This is a genomic window from Acinetobacter seohaensis (assembly GCF_056431365.1).
This window is the reverse complement of the sequence record NZ_JBWKMK010000021.1, coordinates 26,070-42,048: the sequence shown is the minus strand read 5'-3', so window position 1 is coordinate 42,048 and position 15,979 is coordinate 26,070. Positions and strand designations below refer to the sequence as shown.

Annotated in this window: 20 protein-coding genes; 7 read left to right on the top strand and 13 right to left on the bottom strand. The window is 39.7% G+C overall.

What is annotated here, in order from left to right; all coding sequences use genetic code 11:
• Positions 1–100: 100 nt before the first annotated feature.
• The 5 genes from AC07E5_RS03140 to AC07E5_RS03120 form a co-directional block, all read right to left on the bottom strand.
• The gene (locus AC07E5_RS03140; protein ID WP_004973565.1) at positions 101–592 is read right to left on the bottom strand and encodes a hypothetical protein; all 492 of its coding nucleotides are present in this window, start codon (positions 590–592) and stop codon (positions 101–103) included.
• A 376-nt stretch (positions 593–968) separates the two neighbouring features.
• Positions 969–1,352, bottom strand: coding sequence for a type II toxin-antitoxin system HicB family antitoxin (locus AC07E5_RS03135; protein ID WP_004973564.1), 384 nt, complete (start codon positions 1,350–1,352; stop codon positions 969–971).
• Between the two features lie 2 nt (positions 1,353–1,354).
• Complete coding sequence (locus tag AC07E5_RS03130) at positions 1,355–1,543, bottom strand: type II toxin-antitoxin system HicA family toxin (protein WP_498624590.1); 189 nt, start codon at positions 1,541–1,543, stop codon at positions 1,355–1,357.
• Positions 1,544–1,676: 133 nt separating this feature from the next.
• Positions 1,677–3,071, bottom strand: coding sequence for a class II fumarate hydratase (fumC, locus tag AC07E5_RS03125; RefSeq protein ID WP_498624573.1), 1,395 nt, complete (start codon positions 3,069–3,071; stop codon positions 1,677–1,679).
• A 173-nt stretch (positions 3,072–3,244) separates the two neighbouring features.
• The gene (locus tag AC07E5_RS03120) at positions 3,245–4,249 is read right to left on the bottom strand and encodes an SDR family NAD(P)-dependent oxidoreductase (RefSeq protein WP_498624572.1); all 1,005 of its coding nucleotides are present in this window, start codon (positions 4,247–4,249) and stop codon (positions 3,245–3,247) included.
• Between the two features lie 61 nt (positions 4,250–4,310).
• On the opposite strand from AC07E5_RS03120, the gene tusD reads away from it, so the two are divergent.
• The 4 genes from tusD (at position 4,311) to AC07E5_RS03100 (ending at position 5,793) form a co-directional block, all read left to right on the top strand.
• Positions 4,311–4,679, top strand: coding sequence for a sulfurtransferase complex subunit TusD (tusD, locus tag AC07E5_RS03115; protein ID WP_498624571.1), 369 nt, complete (start codon positions 4,311–4,313; stop codon positions 4,677–4,679).
• Between the two features lie 43 nt (positions 4,680–4,722).
• The gene (locus AC07E5_RS03110; protein WP_004973555.1) at positions 4,723–5,073 is read left to right on the top strand and encodes a hypothetical protein; all 351 of its coding nucleotides are present in this window, start codon (positions 4,723–4,725) and stop codon (positions 5,071–5,073) included.
• 65 nt (positions 5,074–5,138) lie between these two features.
• Positions 5,139–5,423 carry a DsrH/TusB family sulfur metabolism protein gene (locus AC07E5_RS03105; protein ID WP_498624570.1) on the top strand — a complete coding sequence of 95 codons (285 nt, stop codon included), beginning with the start codon at positions 5,139–5,141 and terminating at the stop codon, positions 5,421–5,423.
• A 58-nt stretch (positions 5,424–5,481) separates the two neighbouring features.
• A complete protein-coding gene (locus tag AC07E5_RS03100; RefSeq protein ID WP_026438386.1) occupies positions 5,482–5,793 on the top strand; it encodes a TusE/DsrC/DsvC family sulfur relay protein in 312 nt (103 codons plus the stop codon).
• 31 nt (positions 5,794–5,824) lie between these two features.
• Here AC07E5_RS03100 and AC07E5_RS03095 read toward each other — a convergent pair whose 3' ends face one another.
• From AC07E5_RS03095 to AC07E5_RS03075, 5 genes are all read right to left on the bottom strand, one after another.
• On the bottom strand, positions 5,825–6,313 hold the full coding sequence (locus AC07E5_RS03095) for a winged helix-turn-helix transcriptional regulator (protein ID WP_004973550.1): 489 nt from the start codon (positions 6,311–6,313) through the stop codon (positions 5,825–5,827).
• 198 nt (positions 6,314–6,511) lie between these two features.
• On the bottom strand, positions 6,512–6,970 hold the full coding sequence (locus AC07E5_RS03090) for a hypothetical protein (protein ID WP_026438387.1): 459 nt from the start codon (positions 6,968–6,970) through the stop codon (positions 6,512–6,514).
• Positions 6,960–7,337: an immunity protein Imm33 domain-containing protein gene (locus tag AC07E5_RS03085; protein WP_096902818.1), complete on the bottom strand. Its 378-nt coding sequence runs from the start codon at positions 7,335–7,337 to the stop codon at positions 6,960–6,962. The genes AC07E5_RS03090 and AC07E5_RS03085 overlap by 11 nt, the downstream gene beginning before the upstream one ends.
• Before the next feature lie 141 nt (positions 7,338–7,478).
• Complete coding sequence (locus AC07E5_RS03080) at positions 7,479–8,366, bottom strand: DMT family transporter (protein WP_167846019.1); 888 nt, start codon at positions 8,364–8,366, stop codon at positions 7,479–7,481.
• 187 nt (positions 8,367–8,553) lie between these two features.
• Positions 8,554–8,703 (bottom strand): hypothetical protein, encoded by a 150-nt coding sequence (locus tag AC07E5_RS03075; RefSeq protein ID WP_004973540.1) that lies wholly within the window; start codon positions 8,701–8,703, stop codon positions 8,554–8,556.
• Between the two features lie 207 nt (positions 8,704–8,910).
• On the opposite strand from AC07E5_RS03075, the gene AC07E5_RS03070 reads away from it, so the two are divergent.
• On the top strand, positions 8,911–10,335 hold the full coding sequence (locus AC07E5_RS03070) for an aminotransferase-like domain-containing protein (RefSeq protein ID WP_253106905.1): 1,425 nt from the start codon (positions 8,911–8,913) through the stop codon (positions 10,333–10,335).
• Between the two features lie 75 nt (positions 10,336–10,410).
• On the opposite strand, the gene AC07E5_RS03065 is transcribed toward AC07E5_RS03070, so the two are convergent.
• The 3 genes from AC07E5_RS03065 to AC07E5_RS03055 form a co-directional block, all read right to left on the bottom strand.
• On the bottom strand, positions 10,411–11,733 hold the full coding sequence (locus AC07E5_RS03065; RefSeq protein ID WP_498624569.1) for a DcaP family trimeric outer membrane transporter: 1,323 nt from the start codon (positions 11,731–11,733) through the stop codon (positions 10,411–10,413).
• Positions 11,734–11,841: 108 nt separating this feature from the next.
• Positions 11,842–13,215, bottom strand: coding sequence for an MFS transporter (locus tag AC07E5_RS03060; RefSeq protein WP_104851979.1), 1,374 nt, complete (start codon positions 13,213–13,215; stop codon positions 11,842–11,844).
• Between the two features lie 290 nt (positions 13,216–13,505).
• On the bottom strand, positions 13,506–14,420 hold the full coding sequence (locus AC07E5_RS03055) for a LysR family transcriptional regulator (RefSeq protein ID WP_096901617.1): 915 nt from the start codon (positions 14,418–14,420) through the stop codon (positions 13,506–13,508).
• 116 nt (positions 14,421–14,536) lie between these two features.
• Between AC07E5_RS03055 and AC07E5_RS03050 the strand changes: the two genes are divergently transcribed.
• Together AC07E5_RS03050 and catC are read left to right on the top strand one after the other, a co-directional pair.
• Entirely contained in the window at positions 14,537–15,646 is a 1,110-nt protein-coding gene (locus AC07E5_RS03050) for a muconate/chloromuconate family cycloisomerase (protein WP_004973532.1), read from the top strand.
• A 13-nt stretch (positions 15,647–15,659) separates the two neighbouring features.
• The gene (gene catC / locus AC07E5_RS03045; RefSeq protein ID WP_096901615.1) at positions 15,660–15,950 is read left to right on the top strand and encodes a muconolactone Delta-isomerase; all 291 of its coding nucleotides are present in this window, start codon (positions 15,660–15,662) and stop codon (positions 15,948–15,950) included.
• The last annotated feature ends 29 nt before the right edge of the window (positions 15,951–15,979 follow it).

Genomic DNA, 15,979 nt, shown 5'->3' with positions numbered 1-15,979 from the left:
TTTTGAATTAATCTTGAATTTGCAAGTGGTTGCTAATCGTCTTGTATGATTCTATAAAAAATAAAAGCCGCCGAGACAGCTTTTTAATATGGGTTTGTTCTTAAAACTTCGCTTCCAATACTTTTGTAGATACTTTGCCTTTCCATAAATCACGCAAAATTGGCAAATAGAACTTTTCACCTACTTCTACCAATTCAGCATCAATTAAGGCATGTGTTTCATGCATAAATAAGTAATCTAGCTCCACAGTTTGTAATTGTTGTTGTGCTTTGGCGAAATCTTTACGTTTTTGTTGGGCTTGTTTCACTAACTGATCTGCAAATGTCTTGCCCTTGAACTGACTGAGCGCATTTAAACGTAATTCAATCACGCCCCACCCACTGAGCAGCAATTTAAATAACTCTAAATCTGCAGTGGTTGATTCCCACGTCATTTCTTCCAGATTTTCATTTTCAGGCAATACAGGTAGTAAAAGCTCCATTACACTTGGAAAAATCTTTTTAAAATTCAAGATAAATTTAACAGGCTGCTCACCCGGGTAATCTTTAAATTGCACGTGTTGCTGAACATCTGTTAAATAAATTGAGAGCATTGAAAATTTCCGTAGTTAAGATATTGAGTTGCTTATAAAAAAATTAAATTTTGCAAAATAAATGCAAAACTTTAGCAAAACAGTATTTTGAAGTATTGCGTATTCTAGCAATTATGGCAGCTTAATCAATGTAAGTTGAATAAGGAACGGACATAAAAGAAAGCATCTAAAAGTGGTTAATGCGACTAAATGACGGGTTTTTAACTATTACATTTAGATAGCACCTTGTAGCAGCCTATTCTGCCGTTATGCAAATTATGTCTTTAAACCAACACATAAATTTAAAATCGTATTAGGATGAATTACCCCTCTACATTCAAATTAGGTGCAATAGAAAACCCAGCATTTAGGCTGGGTTTAGTATATTTTTATTTGATTAATGCAACGCCATTTCCGCACTTTTAGCTAAGAATGCCGAACGGCTTAAATGTTGTTTTTTTGCAACAGCATCAATACGTTTTACTAAAGCTTCTGGCATGCTGATATTAATACGAATAGACTTTGTATTTACTTTTGTTGTATCAATATCAACTAACAACCAAAAACCACCCTCAAATCGCTCATCACCTAACCATTGCTCTGGGCTTGATGGTTCTGGTAACGGAATATCTTCACCATCAAAGTGAACTTCAACCGCTTCCTGTGCCATGCGCTGAATATCTTGCATCTCATCTGCTGCGCTAAAGCATCCATCAAAGTCAGGAAAGGTTAAACCGTATGCGCTATCTTCATCTTTGTGAACATATACTGGATATAACATTTTTACCTCCACTCCCAACCAGCCTGTTTATATATATTGCGTAGAGTTCCTATTGGCATATCTTTACGTGGATGTGGTACCACAACATGTCCAGGCTTTTCAGGATGCTTATACTTTTCATGGTCGCCTTTACCACCCACTTTGTACCAGCCTTCCTGCTCAAGACGCTTAATAATGTCTTTGCTGCTCATTGTGTAATTATACACAACATAATTTTAATAAGAAAGAATACTTCAAAGTTTCACTGATTTTTATAAACAAAGTCTGTGTTTATCTGTCATCTTGAGCAGACAAACACAGACCTCTCAATTTACTTAAAACTGACTATTTGGTATTCGGAGCAATCATCTGTTCAGGACGTACCACTTCATCAAACTGCTCTGCTGTGACCAAATTCAGCTCTACTGCAACTTGCTTTAAGGTTTTATTTTCCTTATAAGCTGTTTTTGCCACCTCCGCTGCATTCTCATAACCAATTACAGGATTCAAAGCGGTCACTAACATGAGTGAATCATGCAAAAAGTGATCTATTTTTTCACGGTTTGCTTGAATGCCAACGGCGCAATGCTCATTAAAGCTATTACATGCATCACCCAAGAGTTGAATAGATTGCAATAAGTTATATGCAATTACTGGCATAAATACATTCAGCTCAAAATTGCCCGATGCACCAGCCACGTTAATTGTGGTGTCATTGCCCAATACCTGTGCAACTACCATGGTCATTGCTTCGCTTTGTGTTGGATTAACCTTGCCCGGCATAATACTTGAACCAGGTTCATTTTCTGGAATACGCAACTCACCAAAACCACAACGCGGGCCACTGGCTAACCAGCGAATATCATTGGCAATTTTATTTAAACTCACCGCCAAAGTTTTTAATGCACCCGAAGCAAATACTGCAGCATCACGCCCTGCCAAAGCCTCAAACTTATTTGGTGCAGTCACAAAAGCTAAGCCTGTAAGCTGTGCCAATTGCTCCGCTGCCTGTACCGCATAATCAGGATGTGCATTTAAGCCTGTACCGACTGCTGTACCACCAAGCGGCAACTCATACAAGCCTGTTAAAGCCTGTTCCAAACGCTTTAAACTATGATCTAATTGAGATACATAGCCACTAAATTCCTGCCCTAAAGTTAATGGTGTCGCATCTTGTAAATGTGTACGTCCAATTTTGACAATTTCAGAAAATTCTTCACTTTTGGCATGCAACGTATCACGCAAACCCTTTACTGCAGGAATGAGCAGTTCATTAATTTGCAAACTCGCTGCTACATGAATTGCAGTTGGAAAAGAATCATTCGTCGATTGGGCACGATTGACATGATCATTCGGATGTACAGGCTTTTGCGCACCTAAAGGATTCCCCAGTTTTTGATTGGCGATATTGGCAATCACTTCATTGCAGTTCATGTTACTTTGCGTACCCGAACCTGTTTGCCACACCACCAAAGGAAATTGGCTATCCCACTGCCCTGCAATGACTTCATCTGCTGCACCGACAATGTATTGCGCCAACTCTTGCGGGATTTGCCCTAAGTTTGCATTGGTGATTGCCGCAGCTTTTTTAACCAAACCCATAGCGCGAATCATGGCGCGTGGTAAACGCTCATTGCCAATTTTGAAATTTTGTAAGCTGCGCTGAGTTTGTGCGCCCCAAAGCGCGTCATTCGGAACTTCAACCTCACCCATGGTGTCATGTTCAATACGTGTTTGCATGTTCAGCCTCATTCCTTCGTGATTTCAATGATGTCATGTGCTCTTATCTCGATCTTATAAAAAACAGACAGCCTAGTAAATGATAATTATTATCAATAATTCCGTTGCATTGTATCTGTTTCAGCTATGAGGCTTCGTGAATCGCATCTCAACGAATTTTATAGCGCTTACTTTTAATGCTTAAGCGTATTTTGATAAAAACGCCATTCATCCTCTAGCATTTTTTCCAGACTACGTTTTGGCTGCCAGTGTAAATATTGTTGTGCCTTATCTACGACTGCACCTAACTGATCTAACTCAGGATATTCATAATGAATTGCAGGAACTGTAGCAATTTCAGTGTCAGTGACTTCACTAATACGTGCAAGTAATTGTTGAATTGAAACCACTTCTCCCGCAATATTAAAAGCTTCACAGCTATGCGTTTGCTCAAATAACCAATGCAGGCTTGCAATCACAGCATCACAGGCATCGAGTACGTGCACAAAGCTACGTTCTACAGTTTGATCTGCAGTATTAGCTTGCTGACGTAATTCAATCGCTTCACGCTGCTGTACTGCGACTTGCATCGCCAAAGGAATAATATTTTTAGGTAACGGAGCAACGACTTCACCTAAAATGCCGTATTCAAATGCACCTGCTATATTACTCAAGCGCAAAATAGCAATATTCCATTCATTATCGGTTCTAAAAGTATCGCGGATGATTTCTTCAACCATCTGCTGAGATTTCACATACGGATTGGCATAGGTGTAATTAAAACTCTGGCTTTCTTCCAGATTCAATCCTGACTTGCCATAGACCGCTATACTTGAAAGATGCACTAAACGACGCACACCTGTACGTTGCATGGAACGCAATAAACTCATAATACAACTGACGTTATCGTTATAATATTCCAGTGGTTTAAGCACCGATTCTTCTAAAGATTTAAACCCTGCACAATGCACCACCGCAATAATCGAATATTGTTCAAAAACTTTGTTCAGCGCAGGCGTATTTCTTACATCCAGTTTGGCAAAAGGCACATAACGCCCTGCAATATATTCAAGTCGCTCTAAAGTCTGCATACTTGCATTGGATAAATTATCTACAATAATGACCTCTTGCCCTTGAGCCATTAGGCTTAATGCAATGTGTGAGCCTATAAAGCCTAAACCACCAGTCACTAAAATCATTTATACTACCTTTTTTTATAAAGTCTGAATGCGCCTTGGCACATTGCATTAGTGAATTTTGATGAGCACCTTATTACTAATAACCTCCGCACCAACCTCTATTCATGCATGGCATGCACTCGGTCTTGCTCAAGCCTTACAACAGAAAAATGAGGCTTTTCGTGTGTTTTTTTATCAAGATGGCGTTGCTGTAGCGAATGAGTTGCAATGGGTACCCGATGATCAACGCAACCTCAAAATAGAATGGCAAAAATTGTCTATTCGTTTACCCGTATGTGTAAGTGCCGCACTGGCACGTGGTATTAGCGATGCAGACAATGCCAAACGCCATCAACTGAGCCAACACAATTTAGCCGCAGGCTTTGAATTGGTTGGCTTGGGCGAACTGGCCGATGCAGTGCAAAGCACAGAACGCCTGATTCAATTTTAAGCGATTCATTTTGTAAATCTGTTGCATTTAAAAGGTAAATTGTGTGAAAACTGTACTCGTGGTTTTACGTCAGGCCAATTTAAACAGCTTACAAGTGCATGAAAGCTTGTCTGCAACAATGGTACTGGCAACTTTTGGTTGTGAAGTCAAAGTATTATTACAAGATGCGGCATTAAGCCTATTACAGTCAGAACTGGCTTTTGATTCACTAAAACATGCCTTTAAAGTGGCATCCAACTTGGTTGATAGCTTTGAGTTTTATGACCTCAGCCCAATTTTGATTGAAAATAAACATGCTAACTCGCCGTTTATCAAAAATACGGTACATGAGATTGAATGGGTGGAACTGAATCGGGAGCTGATTCAAACCTTTGATCGAGTTTTATATTGGTAGGCTGATCGGTGGTTTAACAATCTGATTGATCATTTGACCATATCTAAACATCTAAAGAGAAAAACATGTCTGACGCAAATTTATATTTAATCCAAGCGAGCTTTGATAGCACCGTAACAATTTTAGCAGAGCTAAATGCCCTGTACGCTCCGCAAGATAGCGTTGTACTTATGGGTGATGCGGTATTGCACCAGCAACATCCACTCTGCGCCCAGCTAGACAAAATATATGTACTGGAAAATGATGCAGAAATATTGAATGGTCATTTGGCAAAAAACGTACAGCCGATTAATTATGCAGCTTTTGCAACGCTGTGTTTAGCACATCAGCGCTGTATCAGCTTAAAATAGCAAGCCGTAATGATATGAAACCAATGCAAAGCATTTTTAAGGGTGAATGAAACAAGAGATGACACTAGAATTAGATCAAGATGGACATTTGCTGGATTACACTGTCTGGAATGAACAAGTGGCGCAAGAATTGGCGCAAAGTTTAGAGCTTGAACTCACAGCTTGGCATTTTGAAGTTTTGCACGCTGTACGCCAATTTTATCAGCAATTTGGACACTCACCTGCAACGCGTCCTTTAATCAAATTTTTAATGAAAACTGTAAGCCCAGAGATTAACAACGCTGTTTTGCAGGAAAAATTTAATACAGGTTTGGTGGCACGGCATTTAAGTCGTTTAGCGGGTATTCCTAAACCAGCCAACTGCTTATAGACAAACTGTTGCTGATTAATACAGCACTGATTTAGGCTTGTTTTAAATTCTGCTGTGCTTGGATGTACTGATAATACACTGGGGTAAAATGTGGTTTTACTTGCTTGGCATGCAGTTCTTCACCACATTCCGAACATACCACGACAGGTTGAAACGTCTTAGCACAATTTTTATGGATGTATTCCACAGGCTTACCTAAACCTTGATCCATCCATTTATCTGCCCAATTTGCCATAGACAGCATTAAGGGATAAAGCTCCAAGCCTTTCTCAGTCAATTTATATTCAAAACGTTCTTGGCGCTCTACATAAGGCACTTTGACTAAAATTTCATGTTCCACCAAACGCTTTAAACGATCTGACAATACATGCCGCGTTACGCCCAAATGTTGTTGAAAATCATCAAAGCGACGCATGCCCATAAAGGCATTACGAATAATCAGCATCGTCCAACGGTCACCAATCACCGACAAGGTTCGTGCAATCGAACAAGGCTGCTCGCCAATTTCATCCCATTTCATCTATGTCGCCTATCCCTCAGTTCACTACCTGCAAGTTAAAAGATTCTACAGTCTTTGCAAAGTTAGTTTTGCATGAAAATTGATAAAAAATGAAGTATGACTTCACAATCTGCTTAAAAGGAATCCCCAGTTTTTGGGGTTTTATACGCCTGCATCTTCAATCTTTAAATTTGCTATTCACTTATAAGGCAGATCACACTATTTAGATGTAGCTCCTGCACAAAAAACTTGTTCAGTCATACCTGAAGCCGTGAAACTGTTGTGCTGCTGTTCTAAATAACGCTTTGCCACCATTAACATCACAGGTGCAGGATACAAGTTTGGATTGTACTCGGAAATTTCAGCAATATTTTTATAGGCGTGATAGCGTGCACAAAATGCCTGTTTTTGTTGTTCTGCCGTTGCTTGGCTCGTAGGATCATCCAATATTTTTTTGCTGTCATTCACAATTTGCGTGTATTGATTTAACAAATCTTGATATTGTGTTTGGGTCAACCCATTGGCTGTATGTGGAATTGTAATAGGTGTAGATGATGCTTCAAGTGCCAACTGCTGCGCTTGAATACCTTGTGCCATTACGCTCAGACTTTGCAGTCCAAGCATAATGCTCACCGATATTTTTGCCATGTTCGACATGCGCATAAGCTTAAGACTCATCGCCTTCTTTCCAGACATCTTCATAGTCATCAGCATCAATCATAAAGCGGTAGCCTTGTTCTAAAGCCAGATATGGAAGCACGTCAGGCAAAATATCTTGCAACTCGCGCACAGGCATGGTTTCAAAGTTCACTTCATCTTCACCCAATTCACCGCCATAAATGTACCACGCGACTTTTTCTTCACCTTCTGGCGCTTTACGCAAGCCCACAATTGGGTCTTTATTTAAGGTCTGGACTGCAACTGCGACAACATCATCGCCACTCACTGCAATATAGGCTGAACCAAATTCTTCACAGAGCAGTTTTTGTTCTTCTATCAATTCTGCCAAGGCTGAGTTTTTTTGCTTTTGCTGTGGTTTAGACATGACAATTCTCTAAGATAAGCTGTGAGTATTCTAACGAGATTGTACGGATAGAGAATCTTTATTTTTATATTTCTGAGATGCTCAAATGAAGTGCAACGGATATGACATGAATTTGAAATTACTTAGCTTTGAAATATGATGCTACGCCCAAATAACCAACATTGCCGCAAGCACGACCAATCCCAATCCCCAATGATCGGTACGAGCAAGTTTTTCTTTAAAGAAATACGCTGAAATAAGTAAGCTGAATAATATTTCAATTTGTCCGAGTGTTTTCACAATCGCCACAGTTTGCATACTCATGGCACTAAACCAGCCCAGTGATGCTAAAAAACTGCAGACGCTCACTTTAAAAGTTAATCCAACCCGCTGCCACATGGCATATAAGGTATGTCGTTTAAATATACCTAAAAAAGCCAATAAGATAAAACATTGTAAGCCAATGACCCACACCAAAACCCATGCAGCACGGTGAATAAACGGTAAGAAATCGAGTTCTAGACTGGCTTCACGCACCAATAAAGAAGTCACCGCAAAGCTGAGTCCACTACCGATTCCAATGGCTAAAGTTGTGAATGAAAAATCACTACGTTGATTGCCTTTACTCAGTAGAAATACCGCAATACCGCCTATCGCAACACCTAACCAAGCCAATGCGCTTAAATGTTCTTGTAGGAAAATCACGCCTACAATTGCGGCTAAAACTGCTTCACTTTTGGCAAGTCCGACACCCACCGCATAATTTTTCTGTTGAAACAGTTTTACCATTAAAGCTGTGGCTAAAATCTGACACACTGCTGCAATAATGATATACAGCCAAAACATCGAACTAAAATGCAGTTTTGCTTGTACAGGCTGCTGCCATTGTAAAATGCTTAAATACGCCAGTGCAAAAGGCAAGGCAAAAATAAAACGTGCCAAAGTCACGCCATAAACATCTACACTTGTGCTGAGTTGTTTTTGAAAGGCATTGCGCCATGCCTGCATAAATGCAGCCATTAAGGTAAAGAGCACCCAACTCGAAATCATTGCAACCACAAATGCTTTACTGATAAAGTTATAATTTACGCCTATTCCGTTATTTTTGCGATCTTTATTGCTTTTGAGTTATGCGCTTACGATCTCTTTTATAAACAAAAAAAACATTCATTAAAATTCAAATGAATGTTTTTCATATCTTGAAGCGATTATAGGTGTGCTGTTATTCAAAAACTGTTTAGAACTTATCTAAATTCACCACAACAGCCACGCCGATACAAAATAAAGCTACATACACGGTAAACCAAATAATCATGTGCTTAAATGCTTTGTCTGAAATACTGCTATCGGCATATTTCTGTGGTTTGCGTGAGTTATCTTCTTGCATATCGACTCCAATCTAGCCAGATTATGGGGATATACAGATTATGTAAAATTCTAAAGCATTGCTGTAGATACAAAATATTCATTAAAAACTATAACAGTTGATTTTAGATACATGCCAATCTGTTATAAAAACAGAAGTTATTTAATGTTTTAAACCTAAAAATAGATCAAAATAAGTAACAGCTGCAAAAAATGCTTGAGTCATACCATGTATAAATCTGAACAATTGGCGTTGAACATTCGGCAACTCATTGAAAATGGTGCATGGAAAGCACATAGCAAGTTACCTTCGTTAAGAGAACAATCACAAATCAGTGGTTATAGCTTAATGACCGTGCTAAACGCTTATCAAGAACTTGAAGCTCAGGGATTGGTTTACGCTAAACAAAAGTCGGGGTTTTATGTCGCAGAACGTCTCAATCAAACTGAACGACCTGTACCAAGCAGTTTGAGTTTAAATGCACATATTCAAATGAACTCTTTGGTCTTTGGCTATTTAAAATCAATTCAGTCTGCAGATGTCAGTCCTTTAGGCTCTGCCTTTCCCAATGCAGAATTACTGTTTAACCCAAAGTTAATGCAAATTTTAGCGCAGCACGCCAAGCGAAAAAGCAGTTATTTTAGCCACGACCACATGCCACCGGGCAATTATGAATTAAGAACCATAATTGCAAATCGCTACTGTTTACAAGGCATACCCACCCATGCAAATGACATTGTCATTACATCTGGCGCATTAGATGCGCTCAATTTGTCATTACAAGCTTTGACCAAACCTGGAGATTTTATTCTATTACAAGAAACTATTTTTTATGGTGCATGGCAAGCGGCTGAACGTCTTGGTTTACAGGTGATTACCATTCCAGAACACCCTGTTTCAGGTTTCGATTTAGACTCATTTGAACAAGCCTTAAAACAATACCCAATTAAAGTCTGCTGGTTGATGTTGAATATTCATAACCCTATTGGCTTTAGTGTCAGAGATGAAATTAAGCAACGCATTGCGAGTTTGCTTGAAGAATATCAAGTGTATTTAATTGAAGATGATGTCTATCAAGAATTGTATTACGGAACGCAAAAACCGCTACCCATGAAGTATTTTGACCGACAACAACGCGTACTGCATTGCGCTTCTTTTTCTAAAACTTTGGGTTCTGCTGTGCGGGTTGGTTGGGTTTATGCAGGACAATTTTCCAATGCTATTCAGCATTTGCAACTCATGAGCACGGTTTCTGCAAGTCCCTTACTGCAAAACACTTTGGTCGATTTTCTGTCACATCATCATTATGAAAAACATTTGCGTCAATTACGCAAGCAATTAGAAAAACACAAAAAAGTGTTTTATCAGCAGTTGAAACAACGCTTAAACCCAACCTGCAAAATTCACTACTATTCTAGTGGATACTTTTTATGGATTGAACTGCCTGCATATATAGATGGCTATACGATTTATCAGCTATTGATTCAAAACAAGATTGGCATTGCGCCAAGTCAGTTATTCCGTTCTGAACAGGTCAGCCAGAACTTTATTCGTTTAAACTGCTCTTTTGCTTGGAACAGTGATATTGCGACTGCACTGGATGTTTTGTCTGAGGTGATACAACAGCACATCACGCAATATACTCATGCCTAATTGCCAAGCCGATCACCCGACAATAAAAAAGAGCTGAGTTTTTGGCTCAGCTCTTTTGTGGTTTACAGTACAATTTTAGAAGTTATAAATTGCGACTGCATTGATTCGGTTATCTTCACCTGTTTTACTGCCATTCGCAGCTTCACCGAATGCTTCACGCTCACCATAAACATATTCAAGACCAAAGCTTAACGGTTTACGAGGGCTATAGAATACGTTTGCCCAAGCTTGCCATAAATCTTTGTTAATCGTAGTCTTGTCTGGTGTAGCTGCAATATAGTTAGGGTCTTTGTCAAAATTCATATAACCATAACCTAAAGTACCATGCACTTTGTCACCAAACTTTTGTGTAATACCAACCATGATTGAGTCAAACTCGCTTTGAATAAGACTACCATTTGTCTGAGCAACCACGCCTTTATTCGTGAATGACACAAAGCTGCTATCACCTTTTACATGGTAATAATCGGCTTTTAAAGTCGTGCCTGGTACAACATCATATTTTGCACCGACACCGACGCCCCATGCCATTTCTTCTTCAGAATTAACACGTTTTTCATGGCCCATAGCACGAACACTAACATTTAAATTATCTGCAAATTGATGATTTAAACGTGCTGTTAATGCAGGTAAACGCTGGCTAATTGTGGCATCTTTAGGGTCTTCAGCAGCCACCACCAAATTAGTTTGTGGGCTAAATTTTGTGGTGTGACGAACCTGTGGTGTACGTTTTACCGAGCCACCAACAAATGCCAATGCATCAATGGTTTCAGGCATATAGTCTGGAATGGCAAAGTTTGACCAAGTTTGACCAATTAACCAGTTACCGTAATTTAAGTAGGCATGGCGAATACGTAAGTTATCAAGTTTACTTCCGCCAAGGAAATCAACTTCAATTTTACCTTTTAGGTCTTGATCACCCACAGGACTCTTGAAATCCAAACCTAAGCGTGTAGCAGAAAGCGTTGATCTTAAACGATCGCTTTGTTCGTTATTGCCTTCTAGTGGAACACCATGAATTTGGTTATATGGCATATCCACAGCACCACCTTCAACCTGATAAGACGCATCTAAACGCACATTACCATATAAGTTAAACTCAGCACCTTTGGCTGTTTTCAGAATCGAACTTGGGCTTGCTGAACTGCGTTGTACATTGGCAATTGCATTTGCTGTTTGCGTATTTTGTACTTTTTGCTGTTCTATCAGACCACGTAAAGCTTGAACTTCCTGTCTAAGTTGCTCAATTTCCGTTTGCTGTTGGGTCTGCGCCTGAGCTGCAACACTCATACCGCCCATACTCAATGCAATCATGCTCATCATGAGCGTGCGCTGCATTGTTGGTCGAACCGTTGTAGATTGAAAATTTAAAGATTGGGTTAATGTTTTCGCGTTCATCCTAAACTCGCTTGTTATTGTGCCATCAAATTCTAGCAACAGATCACCATCGCTTACGATGGCGATCTATATCATTGATGACGAAAGATTAATTGAAAGGTATAGAAATTATTGGGTTGCTTTTTGTGCAATTGGATTGCTTTCTACCGCAGGCTCTGTAAGGGCTTTCGCATCTACTGAAGCTTTTAAGTTCACCATGAAGATCGCTAAAGCAGCAATTACACCTGGAATCGCAATAGCAAAGAAGTTCATTTGGTGCGGTAAATTCATGGTCAATAATGCGCCAGTTAAGACAGGTCCAACGATCGCGCCGATACGACCAATACCTGATGCCCAGCCCATACCTGTAGAACGTACAGTAGATGGGTAATATTGTGCGACGAAAGTATAAAGTAAGATTTGTGAACCAATGGTTGCTGCCCCAGCAACTGCAATTAAGGTGTACAACACAATTTGTGGACTGTTAAAGCCAAGCAGAATTAATGCTGCTGCACCACAGATAAACATAATGGTGAGTACTTTTTTGATATGGAAGCGGTCAGCCAATGCACCACCACCAATTGCGCCAATCATGCCACCAATATTCAGTGCGAATAGGAAGATCATACTTGCACCCAATGAATAACCCGCTTGGATCATTAATTTTGGTAACCAGCTGCCCAAAGCATAAACCATTAACAAGCACATGAAGAATGCGATCCAGAACATGAACGTACTGAACATACGGCCTTGCTGGAACAATGCTTTTACAGGTGCTTCATCGCCTTTAGTCACTTCATTCAGTACAAACTCAGTGTCACCATTTAATTGTTGGCTTGGTGAAATTTTTTGCACAATACTACGGGTTTGCTCAATTTCTTTCTTGTTGGTCAAATACATGAGTGACTCAGGCAAGAATTTCCAAATTAATGGTAAAGCCACCAATGGAATAATTGCGATGTAAAACATGATTTTCCAACCAAACTCTGGCACTAACCATGCACCCAACAATGCTGAAGTCATACCGCCAATGGCATAACCACTAAACATCAGCGCAACCAAAGTACTACGAATACGCTTTGGCGCATATTCTGTCATAAGGGCCACAACGTTTGGCATTACACCGCCAATACCAAGCCCAGCAAGGAAACGTAAAATACCAAATTCAACTGGATTACTTGCAAACGCACCTAAGAATGTAAAGCCACTAAAAATAGCCACACAGATCATGATGGTCTTTTTACGACCTAACTTGTCCGATAAGGTACCGAAGGTCATGGCACCAAACATCATGCCAAACAATGCCGTACTGGCCAGTAAACCTGCTTGTACCGCACTGAGCGCCCACTCTTGCATCAGTAGTGGTAATGCAACCCCATAAATGACCAAGTCGTAACCGTCAAAAATAATGATCATCAAACACCAAAACAATACGCCCCAATGGAATGGCGTGAACTTGGCCTCGTCAATCAAGGTATTAATATTAATTTTATTGCTTTGCATCTTGCTTCACCTCCTAATTGTGAAGTCCGTTACTCCAACTCAGATGCACACAATGAATAATAAGTTAAAATTTGTCCAAAACTGAATAGGCATGGATACATACCTAAAAAGTCTATAGTTTTGTAAGATATTGATTTTAAAACAGATAAAAATAACAAGGCGAAAAAAAATACTGTAATGTGATGCTTAAAAAAGTTTTTTCAGGCAATTCACATAACAGTATTTTGTTAAAAATATCTGTGCTTTTATATAAAAAATATAGTTATAAATATTTGTTTTATATGGCTTTACTAGAATACATTGCGATCATAAGTAAATGCTTCCAAATCATAAACTTGATAAATGCAGTCAAACAAAGATCGAATGTCTTCACTTTCATCCATATTACGAATTGCCATAAACACAGGACTTACAGCCGAGTCATCTAATAAAGGTATAAAGTGCAAATGTGCCAAATGAATATTTTGTGCGCTTTCTGGCACGATACACAAGCCCTCACCTGCAGCAACAAAACCCAACGCCAATTGTAATTCACGCACTTCACGAATTTTGCGAGGTTCTAAACCATACTCAGAAAACACGCCACGAATTTGGGTAGAGAAGTTTGGCTTGTTGTGATTTGGATATAAAAATAGTTGTTGATCAACAACATCCGCCAAATATACACCTTCTTTTTGTGCCGCAAATGGGTGGCTCGAATGTACTGCAACCATCAAGCGTTCTTCACGTAATAAGATACGTTTAACTGCAGGATCAGAAATTCTTAAGCGTCCAAATCCAACATCTATACGCCCTTCTTTAAGTGCCTGAATTTGGTCATTGGTGGTCATTTCCACCATTTCTATTTTTAAATGCGGATGCTGCTGCTTAAACAAATACACAATTCTTGACAATAATCCGAACAATAAAGAACCAACGAAGCCAATAGTCACAGTACGACCAGCAATACCGACACGTTTTGTCATCGACTTGATTTCTTCCGCATTAGACAAAAGTTTAACGGCATGTTGGTAAAAGAATTGGCCTGCTTCGGTGGTCTTAAGCGGTCTACTTCCACGCTCAAATAGTTGAATTCCAAGCTCTTGTTCTAAATTTTGGATCTGTCTGCTCAAAGGTGGTTGAGCAATAAAGAGTTTTTCTGCTGCCTTGGTGAAACTTTGCTCTTCTACAACAGCAACAAAATAACGTAAATGTCTGAGTTCCATAGCTCAAAATACCTTTTAAGTATAAAAAAATGCATATTTGATCTTCGACCAATGCAATTTATTCTTTTAAGGTATATCACATAACTGTAATAAAGCAATGATATGAAGGGCAAACCATGTATAAGTCAGTAGAAACTTTGCTGGTGGAAATACCAACCATCCGTCCACACAAGATGGCGGTTGCAACCATGCAAACCCAAACCCTTGTATTAGTCAAAATCACCACTGAAGATGGTTTTGTTGGCTGGGGCGAAGCAACCACGATTGGCGGCTTGGGCTATGGTGAAGAAAGCCCAGAAAGCGTAAAAACCAATATCGAAACATATTTCGCATCATTGCTAAAAACTTTAGCTGGCTTGAATGTTGCGCAAACTTTACAGGTCATTAAAAAGAATATCAATGGCAACCGTTTCGCGAAATGTGCCATTCAAACTGCTTTATTAGATATTCAAGCGCAGCGCTTAAACCAACCTTTAAGTGAAATTTTAGGTGGTCGCCTACGCAACTCGGTTCCTGTGTTATGGGTACTTGCATCTGGCGATACAGAAAAAGACATCGCTGAAGCACAAAAAATGATTGCGGCTAAACGCCACAACACATTCAAGCTCAAAATCGGTTCACGCCCAGTAGAGCAAGATGTAGAACACGTATTGGCAATCAAACAAGCATTGGGTAAAGACGTTTCTATTCGTGTAGACGTAAACCGTGCTTGGTCAGAACTTGAAGCAATTAAAGGCATCCAGCTTTTACAAGATGGTGGTGTCGATTTAATTGAACAACCATGTGCAATTGACAACATTGATGCCATGGAGCGTTTAACACGTAAATTTGATATTGCCATCATGGCAGATGAATCATTGATGGGCCCACAAAGCGCTTATCAATTGGCAAAACGTAATGCTGCATCTGTATTTGCAGTTAAAGTTGCCCAATCTGCGGGTCTAATCGAAGGTTGTGAAGTTGCAACAATTGCACAGTTGGCAGGCATCGACCTATATGGCGGCACAATGCTTGAAGGCCCTGTCGGCACGATTGCATCTGCGCATGTGTTCTCGACCTTCCAGAATTTAGCTTATGGCACAGAATTATTTGGTCCGTTATTGCTGACCGAAGAAATTTTAAAAACTCCACTTCAGTACCAAGACTTTGAATTACACCTTCCAACAGGTGCAGGTTTAGGTATTGAGTTGGATGAAGACAAAATTGACAACTTGCGTCGTCAGTAATTAGGAGAAACCCATGCTTTTCCACGTACGTATGGATGTAAACATTCCATTGGATATGCCAGCAGAAACTGCTAACGAAATTAAAGCCGTTGAAAAAGCATATTCGCAGGAATTACAGCGTCAAGGTAAATGGCGTCATATTTGGCGTATTACTGGCCAGTATTCAAACATCAGTATTTTTGATGTTGAGAGCAATGAAGAACTGCACAACATTCTGCAAGGTCTTCCGCTCTACCCTTACATGAATATTGAAGTGATGGCATTGAACCGCCACCCATCTTCAATTCGTGAAGATGACACCTGATTTAATTCGGAAACTGGAGTAAGCACCTT